Source organism: Chelativorans sp. AA-79 (assembly GCF_029457495.1).
GTDB lineage: Bacteria > Pseudomonadota > Alphaproteobacteria > Rhizobiales > Rhizobiaceae > Chelativorans.
Genome location: NZ_CP120361.1, coordinates 3,695,814 through 3,716,123, shown reverse-complemented (window position 1 = coordinate 3,716,123; position 20,310 = coordinate 3,695,814). Strand labels below are relative to the sequence as shown.

The 20,310-nt window shown below is 61.9% G+C and carries 20 protein-coding genes and 1 pseudogene; 18 read left to right on the top strand and 3 right to left on the bottom strand.

All coding sequences use genetic code 11. The features are described from left to right. Positions 1-100: 100 nt before the first annotated feature. From PVE73_RS18300 to arsB, 3 genes are all read left to right on the top strand, one after another. Positions 101-433: a metalloregulator ArsR/SmtB family transcription factor gene (locus tag PVE73_RS18300; protein WP_277363613.1), complete on the top strand. Its 333-nt coding sequence runs from the start codon at positions 101-103 to the stop codon at positions 431-433. 11 nt (positions 434-444) lie between these two features. Then, a complete protein-coding gene (locus PVE73_RS18295) occupies positions 445-954 on the top strand; it encodes an arsenate reductase ArsC (RefSeq protein ID WP_277363612.1) in 510 nt (169 codons plus the stop codon). Between the two features lie 64 nt (positions 955-1,018). Further along, positions 1,019-2,062 (top strand): ACR3 family arsenite efflux transporter, encoded by a 1,044-nt coding sequence (gene arsB / locus PVE73_RS18290; RefSeq protein WP_277367502.1) that lies wholly within the window; start codon positions 1,019-1,021, stop codon positions 2,060-2,062. Between the two features lie 94 nt (positions 2,063-2,156). Here the strand turns inward: arsB and PVE73_RS18285 are convergent, their stop codons facing one another. Continuing rightward, positions 2,157-2,420: a DUF1127 domain-containing protein gene (locus PVE73_RS18285; RefSeq protein ID WP_277363611.1), complete on the bottom strand. Its 264-nt coding sequence runs from the start codon at positions 2,418-2,420 to the stop codon at positions 2,157-2,159. 139 nt (positions 2,421-2,559) lie between these two features. Between PVE73_RS18285 and PVE73_RS18280 the strand changes: the two genes are divergently transcribed. From PVE73_RS18280 to PVE73_RS18255, 6 genes and pseudogenes are all read left to right on the top strand, one after another. After that, on the top strand, positions 2,560-3,489 hold the full coding sequence (locus tag PVE73_RS18280; protein ID WP_277363610.1) for a transcriptional regulator GcvA: 930 nt from the start codon (positions 2,560-2,562) through the stop codon (positions 3,487-3,489). A 48-nt stretch (positions 3,490-3,537) separates the two neighbouring features. Next, positions 3,538-3,691 (top strand): annotated as a pseudogene (locus PVE73_RS18275) (IS481 family transposase); the annotation flags it as partial. Positions 3,692-3,776: 85 nt separating this feature from the next. Beyond that, positions 3,777-4,142, top strand: a complete 366-nt coding sequence (locus tag PVE73_RS18270) for a hypothetical protein (RefSeq protein ID WP_277363609.1) — start codon at positions 3,777-3,779, stop codon at positions 4,140-4,142. Next, entirely contained in the window at positions 4,118-4,888 is a 771-nt protein-coding gene (locus PVE73_RS18265; protein ID WP_277363608.1) for an endonuclease/exonuclease/phosphatase family protein, read from the top strand. The genes PVE73_RS18270 and PVE73_RS18265 overlap by 25 nt, the downstream gene beginning before the upstream one ends. Before the next feature lie 835 nt (positions 4,889-5,723). After that, on the top strand, positions 5,724-6,470 hold the full coding sequence (locus PVE73_RS18260; protein ID WP_277363607.1) for a siderophore-interacting protein: 747 nt from the start codon (positions 5,724-5,726) through the stop codon (positions 6,468-6,470). Between the two features lie 106 nt (positions 6,471-6,576). Beyond that, positions 6,577-7,893, top strand: a complete 1,317-nt coding sequence (locus PVE73_RS18255; protein WP_277363606.1) for an NtaA/DmoA family FMN-dependent monooxygenase — start codon at positions 6,577-6,579, stop codon at positions 7,891-7,893. Between the two features lie 5 nt (positions 7,894-7,898). Here PVE73_RS18255 and PVE73_RS18250 read toward each other — a convergent pair whose 3' ends face one another. Further along, positions 7,899-8,678: an IclR family transcriptional regulator gene (locus PVE73_RS18250; protein ID WP_277367501.1), complete on the bottom strand. Its 780-nt coding sequence runs from the start codon at positions 8,676-8,678 to the stop codon at positions 7,899-7,901. 297 nt (positions 8,679-8,975) lie between these two features. On the opposite strand from PVE73_RS18250, the gene PVE73_RS18245 reads away from it, so the two are divergent. From PVE73_RS18245 to PVE73_RS18205, 9 genes are all read left to right on the top strand, one after another. Beyond that, the gene (locus PVE73_RS18245) at positions 8,976-11,039 is read left to right on the top strand and encodes a TonB-dependent receptor (protein WP_277363605.1); all 2,064 of its coding nucleotides are present in this window, start codon (positions 8,976-8,978) and stop codon (positions 11,037-11,039) included. Between the two features lie 164 nt (positions 11,040-11,203). Beyond that, complete coding sequence (locus tag PVE73_RS18240) at positions 11,204-11,995, top strand: ABC transporter ATP-binding protein (protein ID WP_277363604.1); 792 nt, start codon at positions 11,204-11,206, stop codon at positions 11,993-11,995. After that, entirely contained in the window at positions 11,992-13,011 is a 1,020-nt protein-coding gene (locus PVE73_RS18235; RefSeq protein ID WP_277363603.1) for an iron ABC transporter permease, read from the top strand. The genes PVE73_RS18240 and PVE73_RS18235 overlap by 4 nt, the downstream gene beginning before the upstream one ends. Continuing rightward, on the top strand, positions 13,008-14,072 hold the full coding sequence (locus PVE73_RS18230; RefSeq protein WP_277363602.1) for an iron ABC transporter permease: 1,065 nt from the start codon (positions 13,008-13,010) through the stop codon (positions 14,070-14,072). Before PVE73_RS18235 ends, PVE73_RS18230 begins: the two co-directional genes overlap by 4 nt. A gap of 12 nt (positions 14,073-14,084) precedes the next feature. After that, positions 14,085-15,044: an ABC transporter substrate-binding protein gene (locus PVE73_RS18225; protein ID WP_277363601.1), complete on the top strand. Its 960-nt coding sequence runs from the start codon at positions 14,085-14,087 to the stop codon at positions 15,042-15,044. 228 nt (positions 15,045-15,272) lie between these two features. Next, on the top strand, positions 15,273-16,229 hold the full coding sequence (locus PVE73_RS18220) for a LysR family transcriptional regulator (RefSeq protein WP_277363600.1): 957 nt from the start codon (positions 15,273-15,275) through the stop codon (positions 16,227-16,229). A 13-nt stretch (positions 16,230-16,242) separates the two neighbouring features. Continuing rightward, complete coding sequence (locus tag PVE73_RS18215; protein ID WP_277363599.1) at positions 16,243-17,700, top strand: NAD(P)/FAD-dependent oxidoreductase; 1,458 nt, start codon at positions 16,243-16,245, stop codon at positions 17,698-17,700. Continuing rightward, on the top strand, positions 17,697-18,173 hold the full coding sequence (locus tag PVE73_RS18210) for a hypothetical protein (RefSeq protein WP_277363598.1): 477 nt from the start codon (positions 17,697-17,699) through the stop codon (positions 18,171-18,173). The genes PVE73_RS18215 and PVE73_RS18210 overlap by 4 nt, the downstream gene beginning before the upstream one ends. Continuing rightward, positions 18,173-18,745, top strand: a complete 573-nt coding sequence (locus PVE73_RS18205) for a peroxidase-related enzyme (RefSeq protein WP_277363597.1) — start codon at positions 18,173-18,175, stop codon at positions 18,743-18,745. The genes PVE73_RS18210 and PVE73_RS18205 overlap by 1 nt, the downstream gene beginning before the upstream one ends. A gap of 50 nt (positions 18,746-18,795) precedes the next feature. Here PVE73_RS18205 and PVE73_RS18200 read toward each other — a convergent pair whose 3' ends face one another. Next, entirely contained in the window at positions 18,796-20,304 is a 1,509-nt protein-coding gene (locus PVE73_RS18200; protein ID WP_277363596.1) for an ABC transporter substrate-binding protein, read from the bottom strand. Positions 20,305-20,310 lie beyond the last annotated feature (6 nt).

Genomic DNA, 20,310 nt, shown 5'->3' with positions numbered 1-20,310 from the left:
TGTGCCGATTTGCTCCCCCTACATCCGCACGCCCTCGCATCGGAGTTTACACATCCGGCCTCTCGTGCTATGCACATCATGAATCGGGAACCACAGATATATGGAAAAGAGATTTGCTCTCGCCGCCTTGTCGGCGCTCGGCCAGGAAACCCGGCTCGAAATCTTTCGACTCCTGGTCAGGACAGGGACGGAGGGAATTCCCGCGGGCGAGATTGCCGCGCGGCTGGACGTTGTGCAGAACACGATGTCGACGCACCTGAAGATCCTCACCCATGCGGGGCTGGTGCGGGCTGAGCGCGAGGGCAGGGTCATCCGGTACTTCGCCGACATGACCGGCTTCCGCGACCTTCTCGCTTACCTGATGGAAGACTGCTGCAATGGCGCGCCGGAGCTTTGTCGCCCGGCAATCGAGGCGGTGACATGCGAATGCTAGGAGGTGGTTCCGTGAATGATAGAGTTTACAACGTCCTGTTTCTGTGCACGCACAATTCAGCCCGGTCGATCATCGCCGAATGCCTCTTGAACCGGCATGGTGAAGGCCGCTTCAAGGCCTTCAGCGCCGGCAGCCAGCCCCGCGGCAAGGTGCATCCCTACGCGCTCGATCTGCTGCGCCAGCGGGGCTATCAGACCGCCGGGCTGCGCTCGAAATCCTGGGACGAGTTTGCGAAGCCAGGCGCGCCGAAGCTCGATTTCGTCTTCACCGTCTGCGACGACGCCGCCAACGAAACCTGCCCGGTCTGGCCCGGCCAGCCGATGACGGCCCATTGGGGCGTTCCCGATCCATCCGCTGCAACGGGTACCGAGGCGGAGCAGCGCTTTGCCTTTGCCGATACGATGCGCATGATGCGGCAGCGGATCTCGATTTTCGTCAATCTGCCGGTGGCCAGCCTCGACAGGCTCAGCCTGCAAAATCGGCTGGACGAGATCGGCCGCGACATGCCGAAAGCCGGCTGAAACAAAGACAAGGATCATTATGACCGATCACGTGATCGAGACCGGAGAGGTTGCTCCGGCAGGCATCAGCTTTTTCGAGAAGTACCTGACCATCTGGGTGGCGCTGTGCATCGTTGCCGGCATCGCCCTTGGCCATTTGCTGCCCGGCGTCTTCGGCATCATCGCCGCTGCCGAGGTCGCCCAGGTGAACCTCCCGGTCGCTGTGCTGATCTGGCTGATGATCGTGCCGATGCTGCTCAAGGTCGACTTCGCCTCGCTCGCCCGGATCGGCAACTACTGGCGCGGCATCAGCGTCACGCTGTTCGTCAACTGGGCGGTGAAGCCCTTTTCCATGGCTTTGCTCGGATGGCTGTTCATCGGCTGGCTCTTCCGGCCGCTCCTGCCGGCGGACCAGATCGAGTCCTATATTGCCGGCCTGATCATCCTGGCCGCCGCTCCCTGCACGGCGATGGTCTTCGTCTGGTCGAACCTGACGCGCGGCGAGCCGAACTTCACGCTCTCCCAGGTGGCGCTCAACGATGCCATCATGATCGTCGCCTTCGCGCCCATCGTCGGTCTCCTGCTCGGCCTTTCTGCGATCACCGTGCCGTGGGAGACGCTTCTTCTGTCCGTGGTCCTTTATATCCTGCTGCCGGTCGTCGTGGCACAGGTGCTGCGCAGAAGGCTGCTGGCGACCGGCGGTCAGGCCGGGCTGGACGAGTTTCTCGCGAAACTGCAGCCGCTCTCACTGATGGCGCTGCTTGCCACGCTGGTCTTGCTCTTCGGCTTCCAGGGCGAGCAGATCATCTCCCAGCCGCTGGTGATCGCGCTTCTGGCGGTGCCGATCCTGATCCAGGTCTATTTCAACTCGGGCCTTGCCTATCTGCTCAACCGCCTGTCCGGCGAACAGCATTGTGTCGCCGGCCCCTCCGCGCTGATCGGGGCATCGAATTTCTTCGAGCTTGCCGTCGCCGCGGCCATCGTGCTGTTCGGGTTGAACTCCGGGGCGGCCCTTGCCACGGTGGTGGGCGTGCTCGTGGAAGTGCCGGTCATGCTTTCGGTGGTGTGGATCGTGAACCGCAGCAAGGGCTGGTACGAGCGCGGCGGGACGGTTCGGGCGAAGGCTTGATGCGGCCGCCGCGACGTCGGCATACCTGCTGCGGTGCTCGGCTGGAGCGTCGGGACATGTCTCGGGTGAATGACCATTCACCAGCAGTGAATGGTCATGACCTCCCGGAGCCTGGATCGAGCGGCCGCCAAAACGGTTTTGCCGCCTCATCGATAACCTCCTGTCGCGTTAGGCCGAAGTCGGCGAGGATATGGTCATCCAGTTCCGAAAGATGTCGCCGGTCCGACACGCGTTGCCGCCACTGGCGAAACAGTCTCGGAAAAGTCAGAAATGATGTGAGCGCAGCTAATGTGAGCCTGGATTTGCGGTCAATCCCTGGGGCCACCGTCTCCCGCACTCTCGACGAAACATATGTCATCTTCAGCCTCCTTTGGCGCAACTTCACTCTGCCGGTGCGCCAAGCTGTTCTTCTGCAACAGTGCTAGACCAATTGAGACTTGCATCACAAACGACGATTTCTCAGAATTCGGATGAGGTGATTTTATGCGAGAGAATGAATGGCCAGACGTCTTCCGCCACTCAACGCCCTGCGGGCCTTCGAGGCCGCGGCGCGCCACTTGTCCTTCACCAAGGCGGCCGAAGAACTGTTCGTGACTCAGGCTGCCGTCAGCCACCAGATCAAGGCTCTGGAGGAGATGCTGGGGGTGCGGTTGTTCCAACGCTACAATCGCAGGCTCGAGCTGACGCAGGCCGGCCGCGGTTATCTGCCCCCCCTGTGCGATGCCTTCGACATGATGGCGGCCGAAACAAGCCGGCTTCGGCCTGCCGAGGAGTCCGGCCAGTTGAAGATAAGCACGGTGCAGTCCTTTGCCACCAAATGGCTAATCCCGCGTCTCACGCGCTTCCGTGAAGCTCACCCGGACATCGACCCGATGATCTCGACGAGCCATCGCCTCGTCGACATTGAGTCGGAAGAGTTTGACCTCGCCATTCGTGACGGACAGGGTGCCTATCCCCGCCTGCATGTCGTGCCGTTGATGGACGACCGCGCTTTTCCGGTCTGTTCGCCGCGCCTCCTGAAGGGCTCACACGTCCTGCGCGAGCCGGCTGATCTTAGCCGCCATGTGCTCCTTCACGACCTTCTGGTATCGCGCGAGGAGGACGGACCCAATTGGCGCAATTGGCTGAAGCACGCGCAAGTGGCGGGTGTCGACGCCGAAAAGGGGCCGGCCTACAACGACACGGCCATGGCGCTTCAAGCCGCCGTGGCTGGCCAAGGGGTGGCCCTTGCGCGACAATCCCTCGTGGTCGACGACCTAAGGGCCGGCCTGCTGATCTGCCCATTCGGTCCCGAGATGCCGACACGGTCTTCCTGGTATTTCGTCTGCGCGCCATCGAGCACTGAACAGCCCAAGGTCAGCGTATTCCTGCGGTGGCTGCAGGACGAGGTCGCCCGCGATTTTGGCGAGGGTCGCGGAAGTGTTTGATCCCGGGTTTTGATGGTGCATTGTTTCCAACCGATGGAAGGATGCGCTATGGGCCAGGTTCACCATGGGAGCGCCACAACGACAGCGGCGGTCCGTCGAGCGACACAGCATAGTTCAAGAGAGCCTGAGAGTGCTGGCAAAGCGCTACGGCATCAATCAGAAGACAGTTGCGAAGTGGAAGAAGCGGACCTCGGTCACCGAACTGTCAAACATCGCCAGATACAGTGAGATATACCTGCGGCACAGCACAACAGCTCACGTCGTACGCGGCGCCAGAGGGCAGGATCATGCGGCTTGCGGCCTACAATGTTGAGAATCTGTTCGACCGCGCCAAGGCGATGAACCTCGACACATGGGAGGAGGGCAAGCCAATCTTGGAGGCTTTCGCGGCGCTTAACGCGCTCCTGGGCGAGAGCACCTATCCGGCCGCACGCAAACGCAAAATGGCCGAACTCATGCTCGACCTTGGCCTTGAAAAGTCCGACACCGGACCGTTCGTCATTCTGCGCCGCAACCGCGGCGGCCTGGTGAAGAGGCCCAAAGCCGGCGGCATCGAGATCATCGCCGAGGGGAGGGCGGACTGGGTCGGCTCTCTGGAACTGCGCGATGAGCCGATAACGAGCATGCCATGCACAACACCGCGCGGGTCATGATCGACGTGAAAGCCGATGTCCTGGGCGTGGTGGAGGCGGAAAGCCGTCCGGTCCTCGCTGCTTTCAACAAGGAAATCATAGGCGCCATGGGTGGTACACCGTTCCGCCACGTCATGGTGATCGACGGCAATGACGAGCGCAGCATTGACGTCGGGCTTGTCACACGCGACGGCTATCCCATCGGGATGATGCGCAGTCATGTGGACGACCAGGACGAGAAGGGGAATCCGCTCTTTTCCCGGGATTGCCCCGTCTTCTTCATCACGACGCCGACTGGCAATCCGCTCGTCGTGCTGGTGAATCATCTGAAGAGCAAGGGCTATGGCAGCGTCACCGCCAACAATGCCAAGAGACGGACACAGGCCGAGCGGATCAAGTCGATCTATGAGGAACTGATCGCCGACGGCCAGGAGAACATTGCCGTGATAGGCGACCTCAACGACACGCCGGAGAGTGCCCCGCTGATGCCGCTTCTGACCGACAGCGACCTCAAGGATGCCTTCGCGCATCCGGCCTTCGATGATGGTGGCTGGCCCGGCACCTATGGCTTGTGCAATGCGTCGAACAAGATCGACTATCTCCTTCTGTCTCCCGCGCTCTTCGAACGGATCGAGAAGGGTGGTCTCTTCCGGCGGGGCATGTGGCCCGGCTCACGACCCGTCCGGTGGGAGGTCTATGAGGAACTGAAACGCAAGCAGGACGCGGGCTCCGACCACGCTGCCATCTGGGTCGACATCGACATTTGACCGAATGCGTGAGCGCCAAAGGTGAGCGCAAGACGCGGGATTGACGATCGCACATTATGGCATCTTCGGGGTGGCCTGCGCGTTGCTGATGCTGCACCCGCGCTTTCGGCCGACCGGCATTTCGTGCTCCCGCATGACGATCGGCTTTCTACTCGGAGGTGTCGGCTATGTCGGCAATTTCGTGAGTGCCGCCTTTGCCGTCAAACTGGCAGGAGCCGCGCTCCCGCCACTCATCATCGGCACCATGCCGGTATTTCTCGCAACCGTCGCCAACATGCGGGGTCGTTCAGCACCCTGGCTCGCGCTCGAGCTTCCGCTTGCCTTGAACACGTTTGACGTGGGGGTGGTAAACACTGCAGCGATCAGCGCCGCGAAATCGAGGATAGGCGCGCGATCCTGCTCGGCATTCTGTCGGCGGTCAGCGCACTCGCCTTCTGGATCGTCTACGGCCTGGTGAACGCGTTCGTCATGCGCGCCGGCGATTCTCCTGACGGCCTCCAATGGACGGGTTTGCAAGGGATGGGTGCGGCTTTGGGATGCTGGCTGCCCCGGTTGCCGATACGCGGCGGCTTCTCGCTCGCTTGATCAGCAATTTCGGCCCCACACACGTCATTTGAACGTACCGCACAGTGCGACGATAAAACATGATGGCAATTGTCAACTTATCTTGATCAAAACCGCATAAGTGCTAAACATCAGCCGGCGCGTCTCTCGCGAGATGGTAGGCGCGCATTCATGTTCCTCGTTCTCGCTTCCAGGCGGTCTTGTCCTCGCAGGACGGTGATCGACAAGCGGAACACCAGTCTGTCGGTGACACGTCCATAGGGCATCTCTCATGACTACTTTCGCTTCAACTCCCCCGCGCCGCCCCAATCTTCCGGAATGGAAGTTCACCGTCGTCGAGTCGCTCGACGTCGCGCCGCGCATGCGCCGTGTGGTGCTCACCGCCGACAATCTCGACACGTTCGACTACAAGCCCGGGCAGGCGTTGGTGATGCAGGTGCCGCTGGCGGATGGAGAGACCGGACGCCGTGACTACACGATCCGGTCATTCGACAAGGCTGCGAAGCGGCTGGCCGTCGATTTCGTCCTTCATGGCACGACACCCGCTCCGACCTGGGCGTGCAACGCAAAGGCCGGCGACGAGATCGTCGCACGCGGCCCACGCGGCCGTACGGTGTTCAACCCGTCCGCCGACTGGCATGTGCTTTGCGGCGACGAAACCTGCATTCCGGCGATCCTGCATATCATCGAAGACATGCCGGCAGGCACGCGCGCCTTCGCCTTCATCGAGGTGTCTGGCGCCGAGGACGAACAGGAATTGACGACGCAGGCCGACGCGAAGATCGAATGGATCCACCGCAACGGGGTCCATGCTGGCCCGAGTTCGATCATGCTCGACCGCATCGCCGGATTCGAGTTTCCCGAAGGCGACGGTTATGCCTACCTTATCGGCGAGACCAGCAATGTGCGGGCCCAACGCCACCATCTGATCGGACGCGGGTTCACTCGCGACAGGATTTCTTCTGAAGGCTACTGGCGGCCCGGTCGCATCGGTGGCCACGACCACGTCGAGGACTGAGTGCGCCTCCGTCTCCTCGCTCCAGCTCCGGTCTAGTGTTCATGCTGTGCCGTATGGGCAGACACCAGAGTGCCGGGCACGGCCATCAGAATAAAAAGGTGCAAGTATGGGATCGCGGCATCTGACCATCGGCCTCAGCCTGACGGCCACATGGCGCAAGGGCATCCGCCCGCTTGATGAGGCGGACGCGGAAGCCTCGAAGAAGGGAAGCATCGGCTTCAATGTCGAACTGGCGAAGATGGCGGAGAACGCCAAGCTCGACTTCGTGTTCAAGCCGGACTTTACCGGCGGTGCGCCCTCGGGCGGCAAGGATCGAGCCGACGGTGCCAGGCCTCGTCCGGCAGCCGACAGGCCGGAAAACGCGGCTGTCGGGCTCGACCCCCTGTTGATGCTCGCCGCGCTTTCACAGCAGACAGAAAGGATCGGCCTCGTCACCACCGCGTCGACCACCTTCAATCCGCCCTACCAGGTTGCGCGCCAGCTTCAGTCGCTCAACTGGATGAGCAATGGTCGTGCGGGCTGGAACATCGTCACCTCGATGGATGGCGCACAGAATTTCGGCGATGAGCCGATGCCCACACCCGAAGTGCGCTACCGGCGCGCAGCGGAGTTCACCGACGTCGTGCGCGATCTGTGGAACAGCAACCAGTTCGACGGCGAATCCACACCCATCAACCACAAGGGCGAGTTATTCGCTGTGCGTGGGCCGCTCAGCATTCCGGCGCACCCGGCAGGGCGAATCCCTCTGTTTCAGGCGGGGGCGTCGGATGCGGGTCGCGATTTCGCGGCGTCCGTCGCCGACGCGATCTTCGGCGCGATTCCTGACCTTGCGGCAGGCATCGAACTGCGCGCCGATCTGCGTCGTCGTGCCGAGGCAAAAGGCCGCTCGCCTGACGATATTCGCGTGCTGCCGGGGCTGTATTTTTTCCTGGCGAAGACGCGGGAAGAAGCGCGCGAGCTGCATCGACTGGGCCACGCCCATCTCGGTCGCGACAAGCGCGTCGAATCCGTCAAGTCGATCATCGGGCTCGATGTCAGCGAACTGGATGACACGGATCGTGTAACGGCGTCCATGCTGCCCGATCCGCAGATGAAGGTGCGCAGCCGGACCCATGCGGACCTGCTGCACCGTTTCATCGGCGAGAACGAGCCGACCGTGGAAGAACTGCTGACGCGGCCGGAAGTGGTCGGTTCGGCGCACTGGGTGTCGGTCGGAACAGTCGACGACGTCATCCGCGAGATCGTCACATGGCATGAGGCAGGCGCGCTCGACGGTTTCATTGCGCTTCCGGGCGGCTCATGGGGCTCGATGCGGCTATTCTTTGACGAACTGATGCCGCGCCTGAGTGAAATGGGATTGTTCCGCAAGGAATACGAGGGCTCATCCCTCGGTGCGCATCTCGGCATCAGCCGGGAAGTGTGACCAGCTTACACTGCACCGCCGCACTCCCTTGAAGCCGCTTTGGCGGCTTCAAGCAGTAGCGCGAAGTGGTCTTCGGAACGCGCCGCATCGATGAGGGACACCGTTGTGACCACACAGGCGATCTCTCCCTGGGCGTCGAAAACCGCAGCCGCTTTGCCGGTCAGGGACGAAAACAGATGCTCGCTGAGTTCGGCTGCACCCGCCTGGCGGATGACATCGAGCGCCGCGGTGTCTGGCGGTTCGCCGCGGAAGTTCACGGGTTGCTGGCGGCGCGCGGCATCCACCTTTCCAGGCGGCATGAAGGCCTGAAAAACCAGTCCACAGGCGGTATTGTCCACTGGAAGGACATCGCCCAGCATCACCGTGCTGATCGAGAAGTACGCGCTGCGATACCAGCGCACGAGCGTTGGCCCACGCTCTGTCCAGATTGCAACCCCGGCGCTTGCCGCGAGCGACCCCGAGAGCTTCTTCATATATCCGGCCGCGACCTCCACCGGCTCGATCCGGCGCAGCGCACCGATGCCGACGCTGAGCGCGGCAGAACCGAGGTCGTAGCGGCCGCTTTCCGGATCCTGCGTGGCAAACCCCTCGGCGATCAGGCTCCGAAGATAGCGATGCGCGGTCGATGCGCTCATGCCGGTTTCTCTGGAAACCTCGCCCAGCGTCATCGGCCCTTTCGCGCTGGCAAGCACCTTGAGAAACCGGCCGGCAATAGCCACGGACCGGATCACGCCCGAACGTTCCGAAGGTTGCGGTGTGTCAGCGGTGATCGGCGGTTGGCTGATCAAGGGTGCCAATCCCTCGCTGCCTGCTCTCCAAGCAGAGAACGGGCCGATCGGCCCGAGGGCATCATCATCTCAAACGGCAACCGACTCTTCCCTGCTTCCCATCATTCCATCGCCATAGCACGCGCCGCCAGCCATCAAAACTGTTGCACAGCGGGTACATTTGTCAGGTCGCCATCTGGGATGGCGGCTAAAAGTTGACTTTTAGAATCCATTTTGCAATGTGGAAGAACAATGAGTTCTGCAAGCCAAGGTCCCTCCCCAGCCAGCTTCTCCAGCCGACTTTTTGGGGGCTTCATGTCGACTACCTCTTCAAATGGCCTTCTGCGCAGCGCCAGCGCGTTGACGATTCTCGTCGCTTCAACCTTGTCCACATCCGCGCAGGACCAGCGGAACGCGACGGTGCTTGAAACAATCACGGTCACCGGCGAGAACATCATACGCAGCATTTTCGAGACCGCTTCCTCGGTCACTGTGGTCACAGAGGAGGAACTTGAGAAGAATGTACAGGAGAACACCGCCAAGGACGTGTTGAACGATGTGCCGAATGTGTTCGTGCCGAACACGGTCGGAGCTGGGACGATTCGTGGGCAGGCTATCGAAGGGCCAAATACGGGTGCAACGGCGTTCTACGGCGGTACGGTTCCGCGCGCGACGATCAATGTCGATGGTCACTATATCAGCTTCAACGAACTCTATTTCGGCGACACCTCGGTGTGGGACGTCAGTTCGATGGAGGTGTTCCGCGGGCCGCAAACGACGTCACAAGGCGCAAACAGCATCGCAGGTGCGATAATCATCAACACAAACGATCCCACCTGGACACCGGAGGCGTCCGTTCAGGGCAGTGTCAGCAGCAACAAGGGACGACGCTTGTCGCTAATGGCCTCGGGGCCGCTGATCCAAGATGAACTTGCAGGTCGTATCGCGCTCGACTTCTATGGGCGCGACAGCATTATCGACTTCGTCAATCCTGCCTTCGACCCGGGCGATGCAGACCCCAATTTCTCGGTGAAGAACGGCAGGGCGAAGCTGTTGTGGACGCCGTCGGCGCTGCCGGGCTTCGAAGCGAAGCTCACCTACAATCATGCCGAGTCGACGGGACCTCAGTCGGAGTCTATTGCTTACCCGTTCCGCGGTTTCGAGAGCGATTCGACTGCCATTCCCAGTTGGGACAATAGGTCAGACACAGGCATTCTCGACCTCAGCTACGAGATGGAGAACGGCGTCAAGCTGTTCAATCAGACGCAGTATACGGCGACCGATATCCGCCGTCTCTACAATCCTTCCGGCAATGGTGCTGCGGAGATCGATCAAACTGATTTTTCGAACGAAACCCGCGCCACTTTCGAGGCAATGGATGGTCGTTTGACCGGTGTCGCCGGCCTGTTCTATCGCATCGTCGAGGCGGACGAGGCGTTGCACTTCCTCGGCGGCATTGACTTCCGCGACAGCAAAGAGAGCCTCGGCATCTATTCCGAGATGACCTACCGGCTGACTGACAGGTGGTCTGTTACGGGAGGGCTGCGCTATCAGCGCGATTCTATGACCCGTACCGGGAACTACGCAGGGACGCCTGTCGCATTCGAGGGGACGTTCGACGATATCTTGCCGAAAGTATCGATCGCCTACGACATCACACCGGATGTGACCGTGGGCGCCCTCGTCAACCGCGGCTATAACCCCGGCGGCGTGTCACTCGACACCACGCGCGAAATGTTCGTCCCGTTCCGCAAGGAAACGGTCTGGAACTATGAACTGTTCGGTCGTGCCAGCCTGCTCGACGGCGACTTGGTTCTTACCGGAAACCTCTTCTACAGTGACTTCCGTGATGCACATCGCTATTCACGCACGTATATTCCGGAGATCGACCTGGAGACGAGCGCAACGCTCAATGCGGATCGCGCCCATTCCTACGGCGTCGAACTGGGGGCAAGCTGGAGCGTTTTAAGCAATCTACGTCTCAACGGTTCGCTCGGCTTGCTGCACACTAAAATTACGAGGTTTACCGATTCGACTGCCGACTTCGAGGGCAACGAGTTTGCCAAATCGCCGGGATACATGATCGGCTTCGGTTTCGACTGGGATATCAGCGAGCAGTGGAACCTCGGCGGCAACATCCGTCACGTCGACGGTTATTTCTCCGATGATGCCAACACCATCGGTTATGCCGTTGATCCGTATACAGTTGCCAACGTCAACGTTTCTTATCAGCCATCCGACAACGTCAAGATCTTCGGCTATGTGAAGAACATCTTCGACGAAAGAGCAGCAACGTCGATCGGCGGTCGCGCCAGCGTCATCAGCGCCAGCATCGTGCAACCGCGCACTTTTGGTGCCGGTATGCGCGTCAACTTCTAGGCCGCCCGACGCTACGTTGCGGCCCGAGTGGATGAGAAGTTCGGTTCGGGCTGCGACCTCCAGCTTGCTCGGGATGACAGGCTCAGCCTGACAGGCTTTCGGGTCGAGAATCTTGAGTGCGCCATCATGGAACGGCATGACTGCCGGAATTCGCGGGATTTATCGTGTCCCTTCTTGCTTGCAATGATCTGACTGTATCCTATTCGCCTGCCGCCCGGCCGGTGCTTAACGGCGTCTCGGTCAAGTTTTCCGCCAGACGCTTCACAGCACTGGTCGGGCCGAATGGCTGCGGGAAGTCGACGCTCATCAAGACGATCATGGGCTTCCTTCCGACATCGTCCGGAACGGTCTCGCTGGACGGCAAACCTGTGCTTGGCACCGGCCGCAAGGAACTGGCGAAGCGGGTGGCCTATCTTCCGCAGGAAAATTATTGCCCCGATTACATCACGCTTGGCGAACTCGTCGAGCTGGGCGCCTACGCGCGCTATTCGCTGTTCGGGGGACCCGATGAAAAAGACCGGGCACTATTCGCAGACGCGCTTGCCACTGTCGGGCTGGAGGACATGGCGTCGAAGCCGGTAAACGCTTTATCCGGCGGACAGCGCCAGCGTGCATGGATAGCGATGATCCTCGCGCAGGATTCGGACGTGATCCTGCTCGACGAGCCGGTCAATCATCTGGACGTGCGCTATCAGTATTCGATCCTCACGCTGATCCGGTCGCTGACGCAGCGCGGCAAGACCATCGTTGCGGTGCTGCACGACCTCAACCTGACGGCAGCATTCTCCGACGAGGTGGTAATGATGTGCGAGGGCAGGATAATCGCGCATGGCACCACGTCCGAGTCCATAACCTCCAGCAATGTCCGCCGCGTCTTCGATTTCGATGCCGACATTTTCCGGCGCGGCGAGCGGCTGGTCTGCCTGCCGCAAAGCGTGGACACAGCCGTCTCATGACGCGGCTCCGCTATCCCGCAATCGCGGGCACGCTGTTCATCGTGGTCGCGGCGCTGCTTGCGAACCTTTCCTTTGGTCCGTCGAAAATCGACCTCATCAGCGTTGTCACGGCGCTCGTTGCGTTCGATGCCGACGATTACGATCACTTTGTCGTCGCCTACCAGCGGTTACCGCGTGCGCTCATCGCAGTCTTCCTCGGCGCGATGATGGCCTGCGGCGGCGCTGTGCTTCAGGGGCTAACCCGCAACCCACTGGCGTCTCCGGGCATTCTGGGCATCAATTCTGGCGCGATGCTGTTCGTCATCGTCGGGGCTTTCATCTTCAACCTGCCGCCCGAATGGCAGGGCGTCGCCGCCATCGCGGGCGGTTTCTTCGGCTTCATCAGTTGTCTGTTCGTTACTCGCATGACCGGCATGTCGAAGGATCCGCGCGGGCTGGCCCTCATCCTGTCCGGTGCCGTGCTGTCGATGCTCTACAGCAGCGTCGCCAATGCGATCATGCTGGCAAGCCCTTCGCGCCGCAGTGATTTTCTGAGCTGGGCATCGGGCAATATCAACCACGTCTATGTGGAGCGGCTGATCGATTTCTGGTGGCTCGGCGTGCTCGGGCTCGGCGTCCTGATGATGTTTGCCCGGCCGCTGACGCTGGTGACGCTCGGCCGCGAAAAAGCGGCTTCCGCTGGCGTGGACGTTTCGCGCGTCACCTGGATATCGGTCTGCGTCGTGGTGGTCTCTGTCAGTTCCGCTGTCGCCATCTGCGGTCCTATCGGATTCGTCGGGCTGGTGACACCACATATCGTGCGCCCGCTCGTCGGTGCCTCCTTCACCCATGCCCTGCCTGCGAACGCCCTGCTCGGCGCCGCGATCTGCCTGCTTGCCGACCTGACGGCACGGACGGTCTTCGCACCGCACGTCCTGCACACCGGCATCATGATGGACCTGTTCGGCGGGCTCACCTTCGCCATCATCGTTAAGCGCTACTACCTGTCGCCCGGCGTGCGGGAGGCCAGCCGATGATCGTCACCAGAGCACTCGACGGCCGCCGTGTCGTGCTCTTCGAAAGCGGGCTGAAGGTCCGCGTCGGTGATCTGGCGGCGCTTGGCGGCCTTCTCACTGCCATTCTCGCTGCTGCGATCGTCTCGCTGACGACCGGCACCACGCCGATTACGCTCGGCGATGCCGCAGCCTCGCTGTGGCGGGGGCCGGATAGCGGCGACCTGTCCTTCGCGATCTGGGACGTGCGCCTGCCGCGGATCCTGATGGGCGTGATGGTCGGCGGCTCGATCGCGTTGACCGGCGCGATGCTGCAATCGCTGTCGCAGAACCCGCTGGCCGATCCTGGCCTGCTCGGCCTCAGCCAGGGCTCGATGACGGCGCTGATGGTGATCTTCGTCCTGTTTCCGGCGACACCGCAAGGTGTTCTGCCGTTGGCTGCGCTCGGTGGCGGGCTTGCGGTCGGCGCGCTGCTGATCTTTCTTGTCGGGCGCGGCAATGCCGGCGGCATGGCGATCCTGTTGATGGGCATCGCGGTCGAGACATCACTGTCGTCGATGACATCAATCCTCGTTCTCTACACCCCGCCGGAAGTGTCGCTGGCGCTGGCCGAGTGGATGGCCGGGTCGCTGTTCCGCTCGTCGTGGGACAGCCTAGCCACCTTCACGCCGTGGTTCGCGCTCGGCGTCCCGGCCATCCTGTTACTCGGCCGTTCGCTGCGCAGCTACGACATGGGCGACCAGGTGGCGATGTCCCTGGGTGAGAACCTGCCTTTCTCCAAGCCGATCATCCTCGTCACCGCCGTTCTGCTGACCTCAGCGGCCGTCTCCGCCGTCGGCCCGCTCGCCTTCCTCGGCGTGATGGCGCCGCATCTCGCCAATTTCATCAGCCCGACATCGGGACGGGCCCGGCTGATGCTGTCGGTAGCCGTTGGCGCACTGCTGGTCGTCTGCGCCGACATGATGACGCGCGGATTCGCCGGAGACATCCCGCTGCCGACCGGCCTCGCCATCGTCATGCTCGGCGTGCCGATGTTCATCGTCACGCTGCGACTGCGCGCCATGCGCCGCATGCGCGGTCAGTAAAAGGAAACGGATATGAGAAAGCTCGTCACAACCATGGCCGTCATGCTGCTGGCCACCACTGCGGCATTCGCTCAGACCCGTGAGGTCATCGACGACGCCGGGCGGACGGTGCAGATACCTGAAAAGCCGCAGCGCATCATCGCCATGCACGAGGCACTCATCGCCTTGCCCTTGATCGAACTGGGATTCGATGTGATCGGCGTCTATGGCCGTGCCGACGATGGCGCCAGCATCTACGATGTCGATTTCATCAAAAGCGTGTTCGGCGACGATCCGTCGCTGCAAATCGGCGGCATCGGACCGGTCGGCGATATCGATCTGGAGAAGCTGCGCGCCCTGAAACCCGATCTGATCGTCGGCATGGGGCGGCAGTTGGCACAATCGGAAATTCTCTCGGCAATCGCCCCCGTCTATCTTCAGACGACGATGGCGGGAAGCGAGTCGGGCTTTTCCATCGAGGAGCAACTGGCGAAAGCGTTCGGCCGCACCGCGGTGTTTGATGTCAAGCGTGCGTCCTATCTGGAGCGTGTCGAGGAAGTCCGCGCAAGCCTGCCCGAGGATCCACGTGGAAAAACCTATCTCGCCATTATAGTCTTTGACCAGATCAGCGCCGTACGCGACGTCTCAGGGGCGATCCAGGCGATCCGCGATCTCGGCTACGAGCCGTATGACTGGGCCAATCGCGTCACCAACGAGCCGGCGAAGAGCCGCGGCTTCGCGGTGCCGTTAAGCTCCGAGGAGTTCGCCCTTCTCGACCCCGATCTTCTGGTCATCATGAACAGCTATATGAGCGCCGATCATAGCGAGGGCGGCATTCGCGCCCGTCTCGACGCCATTGCGCCGGGCTGGAGCCGTTTCATGCGAGCGGCGAAAGAAGACCAGATCGTTTTCCTCAATTCCGCCGAGGTCGCGACGCCCACCATTCGGAGCGCGCTGCACACGCTTGCCGCGTTCGAGGAATGGGGTAGGTGATAGGGCTCCCCCATCGCCGCACGTTCGCAAATACGGCACGGCCTGAGGCTGTCACACCGGAGCTACCAGCCCCACCTCGATTGCTTTTGCCAACATCGGCGCTCGATATCGAGACGGAGCGTGCGATCCAGCACGGGACTATCCGGAATTTTGCGCGTGAGGCCAAGCGATTGCAATTCATGTCATTTTGAAATTGAACTGGTTAATTAATGCTAGTATTGTATTGATATGGATATACGAGACCTCGAGATTTTTCTGGCGGTGGCAGAAAGCGGCAGTATAACGCGAGCGGCCGAGATGCTCGGCTGCTCGCAACCGCACGTCACGCGCACCATCCAGCATCTTGAGGTCGAGCTGGGTCTGGCGTTGCTGGAACGCGTCGGCCGCCGGGTCGTCTTGTCGGACGAGGGATTGGCCTTCGAGGGCGAGGCCCGGCGCATGGTGCAGGCTTTCGTCGGCCTGGCGGACAGGGTGCGCGATGCGGCCGCGGGGTCCGGCAGGGTGCTTCGCATCGCGGCGATCCCCGCTATTTGTTCGACCCTGTTGCCGCTTGCACTGGCTCGTCTTGCGATTGAGACTTTGCCGGAAATCCACCTCGTGCAGGTGCCGGCGAACGGCGTTGCCAAGCAGGTGCGCGACGGCATGGCCGAGATCGGCCTGTCGAGCCTACCTCTCGATACGCCTGGGCTGAAGCTCGTGAAGCACTACACCGCCCCCGCGGCGGCCGTGCTGCACCAGGACGATCCCCTTGCTGGGCAAACGCAGGTGAAGCTGGACGACTTTGCCGGACGGCGCCAAGTTACAATGCTTGACCCGATGCGCTTCCAGCGGCAGGTCGGTCTGGCCTTTGCCGCGCGCGGCGTGACCGGCGCCGGCTATGTGCGTACCAACGCGGCATCAAACGCGATCCAGGTGGTGCGAAGCATGAAGGCGATCGCGCTGCTGGACCCGATCAGCGCGTGGACGGTCGACAACTCCGACCTTGCCGTAAAGCCGGTGGATAGGGAGGTTCCTTATCACTGGGGCGTCGTTGCCGATCCGCAGCGGCCGCTTCATCCGCTCGTCGAGGAACTTCTCGATCACCTCGAGGCCATCGCGCGGGAGCGTATCCCGGCTTTCGTCTCCTTCGATCCCGACGACGACAGCGCCGACGCAGGCCCGCCGCCCGCGAGACAGGAAGATTAAGGAGCCTGCCCTCATGAAGCGCAATCAGGACGGGCTGGCCGCGCTCGCCGGACGGCTGGCCGAAGACATGGAACTGCTGGAGCTGCCCGGCAAGCCGTGGGTGCCGCGCAGAAACGGAGTGCACGACGTCGTCGTAATCGGCGCCGGCATGTGCGGCCTTGCTGCGCTCGCGCGGCTGCGCCTCGGCGGCATAGACAACGTCGTCGCGCTCGATGCGGCACCGGAAGGGCTGGAAGGTCCGTGGGTCACCTTCGCGCGGATGCAGACGCTGCGCTCGCCGAAGCAGCTCGCCGGCCCGGCGCTGGGCCTGCCTGCATTGACCTTCCGCGCCTGGTACACCGCTGCCTATGGCGGCGAGCCGTGGCAGGCACTCGATAAGATCCCGCGCGATATCTGGATGGATTATCTCATCTGGTTCCGTCGTGTGCTGGCACTTCCGATCCTCAACGAGCACCGCATGACCGGCATCGCCTTCGACGGGGATCTCATTGTCCTGGACGTGGCCACGCCATCAGAGCGGAAGCGCTTCCTCTGCCGGCATCTGGTACTTGCGACAGGGCGGTCGGGTCTCGGCGGGGCCATTGTGCCGGAGTTCCTGGAAGACATCGACCGTCGCTTCTGGTCTCATTCGGCAGACCCGATCGACTTCGATGCGCTGAACGGGCGCCGCATTGCCGTCATCGGTGCCGGAGCCTCCGCCATGGACAATGCGGCCACGGCGCTGGAGGCGGGGGCGGCAAGCGTCGACATGCTGATCCGCCGCCGCGAGATGCCGCGCATCAACAAGATGACGGGCATCGGCAGCCAGGGTGTCGTACACGGTATGCACATGCTGCCGGACGCGTGGAAATGGCGTTTCTTCGACTACACCGCAACGACCCAGACGCCTCCGCCGCGTTCCTCTACATTGCGCGTTTCCCGCCACTCGAACGCCGCCTTCTATCTGGGTTGCGCCATCGATTCGGCCCGTGTCGAGGGCGAGGAACTGGTCTTGAACACCAGTCTCGGCGAGCGGCGCTACGATTTCCTGATCGCGGCGACCGGATTCGGCAACGATTTCACCGGCCGGCCGGAATTCGATGCGATCGCGCCCCACATCAGGACATGGTCTGACGGGCGCTATTCGCCCGATATGGGCCCGCCGCGCGGCAGCATGATGGAAGCCCCCGATCTCGGTCCGGGATTCGAGTTCCGCGAGAAGGTCGCCGGCGCGTGCCCGGGACTGGCGCGGATTCACTGTTTCAACGACGCGGCGATGCTGACGCACGGAAAGGTGTCGGGCGACATACCGGCCGTCAGCGCGGGCGCCGATCGACTGGTTCGGCATATCACGGCGGCACTGTTCGAGGCCGATGCCGAAAGGCACTTCGCCAATTTGCAAGCCTATGACATTCCGGAACTTCAGGGTGACGAGTGGGTGGATTCCTCACCCGCCATGACCCGGGCGCGAGAGGAGGTGCCCCAGCCATGACGGGCGATGCGATCGATTTGGCCCTTGGCTTGGCGCCGGGCAGCCACCTCTATGAACTGCGCATGCTTCGTCCGGAGTTCGTGAGCGGTGCGGAGGCCTGCCGTGCGGCGGTTCTCAATCCGGCGACCACTCACGGGCTTGTGCCGGAACTGCGCGCAGCGCTCGCCGCTCGAATGGCCCGCGCGAATGCCGACGCAACGCTGACGGCACAATACGACGCGCTTACCGCTCCCGCATTAGAGGCATTGGCTGCGGGCGCTCCGCCGGAAATGTTGAACGAGCCGGAAGCGAGCATGGCCAGACATGCCGATCTCGTCACCGGTACGCCTGCCGTCGCGATGGCGGCAGACCTTGAGCGGCTTTCGGCCGTTGGTCTCGACAATGCGCAGATCGTCGCGCTCAGTGAACTGATCGCCTTTGTCAATTTCCAGACCCGGATCACGCAGGGTCTGCGCCTGCTTGGAAGCCCGTGATGATGCCAACCATTCGCATTCGCCAGCTCGTATGGCACCCCCATATTACGCCCGTCGAGATCGATGAAGCCACACCCGAGCAGCTCGAGGCGATGAAGGTGACGCCCTCTGCCAAGAAGGTCTCGCCCTATGTGCGCACGCTGGCGCATGATCCCGAGAGCTATGTCGCCCGCACGGTTCTGTTCAACGCGATCATGTACGCGGAAGGCGGCCTGCCGCGCCCTGAGCGCGAGCTGGGCGCGCTGGGAGCCTCGGTGGTGAACGGGTGCAAATACTGCGCCATGATCCATGGCAGGCAGCACGCAAAGCTGACCGGAAGCGACGATGTCGTCACCGCACTTTGGTACGGACGGGTCGATCTGCTTTCTGTCCGCGACCGCGCGATCTGGGAGTTCGCCGTTGCGCTATCACGCACACCGTCGCAAGCGACGGCCGATCACGTTGCGGCGTTGCGCGAAACCGGGATGGGCGATGCCGAGATCGTCGATCTCATTCACGCCGTGTCGATCTTCGGATGGGCTAATCGGCTGATGCATATTCTCGGTCACGCCGTCCTGCCGGAAAAGGCATGAAAAAGCCCCGATGCAGCGCTGCACCGGGGCTAAAAAGGAACCCCCGTCGCTTACTGCGCGGCTGGCCTCATATCAAAAGCACGAACCCAGTCGTCGCCCCGCGCGTCCCATTCGATGCGGTTTGACACGCCGAATGTGGCGGGCATCAGGTAGAGGAAGAGCGCGGCCGCTTCATCGCACATCAACTTTGTGGCATCGGCATAGAGCGCGTCGCGCTTTTCTTTGTCAGTAGTGACGCGGGCCTCGTCGAGGATCTTGCCGAATTCGGCATTGTTCCAGTAGTCGTAAACGTTACCTGGAGCGAACATCGTCAACATTCCGTCGGCATCGATGGTCGGCCATGCCAGTCCCTGAACGGCTATCTGAGCGAGATCACGCGCACGAAGCTGCTTGTTCATGAAGGCGCCGAATTCAATCTCGGTGATCTTCATGTTCAATCCGACTTCCTGAAGCTGCGCTGCAATGATTTGGGTAACCTCATCGCCCTGCAGGTAAGTGGCGGTCGGCACCTCGATCTCGATTTCCTGGCTCAGGTCAACGCCAGACTCCTGCAGCAGTTCACGCGCCTTTTCCGGGTCGTACGGGTAACCCTCGAGGTTCGGATTGTAACCGACATACGGTTCGGACAGGAGCTGACAGGCCGACACGGTAGCCTTACCATCGAAGATCGCGTCAACGATGCCCTGCTTGTCGACGGCATAGTTGAGGGCTTGGCGGAAGGCCCGGTTTTCCATCGGCGCCTTTTGATGGTTGATCTTACCCAACATCATCCGGATCGAGTCGATCGCGTCAGCCGTGGCCACGCCTGAGCCGTTGACCCGGTCCAATTCGGTCGTAGGAATACCGGTAACGAGGTCGATCTCGCCTGCCAGCAGCGCGGCAATGCGGCTGCCTGTCTCCGGAATCGTGCGGAAGATCACGGTTTCGAAAGCCGGCGCTTCACCCCAGTAGTCCGGATTGATCTCCAGCGTGATGTGGTCGCCCGGCACGTTTTCGGCGACCTTGTAAGGACCGCCCGACATGGTTTCCGTAGCCGGATTGTGGGTCTGCGCCCATTCCGGCGGCAGCAGGAAGAACATCGAGAGCTGGTCGGCGAATGCCGGATAGGGCTCCGACGTCTTGACATCGATGGTCAGGTCATCAACGACGATGGCCTCCGACACAAGGGAGAACCAGCCGGCGATGCGGGCGCCGACCGCCTCGTCGAGGACCCGGTCAAGGTTCCACTTGACGGCTGCAGCATCGATCTTCTCGCCATTTGCAAAGGTCGCACGGGGTGTCAGCTTGAAACGCCAGGTGGTATCGTCGACCATTTCCCACGATTGCGCCACGGATGGCTGCAGCTTCAGGTCCGGGCCGCGCAGGATCAGCGCCGGATAAATGTGGCTCAGCACGCTAAGGTCAGATCCGACAGATGCGGACATGTGCGGATCGAGCGTATTGACCGCGACGCGCAGGGCGATCGTCACCGTGTCGGCGTCCTGGGCGTTCGCCAGAGGCATGGACATGAAGAGGCCGGCGGCGCCGGCCAGCAGAAATGTACGCGTTTGGTGAAGCATTGGCAT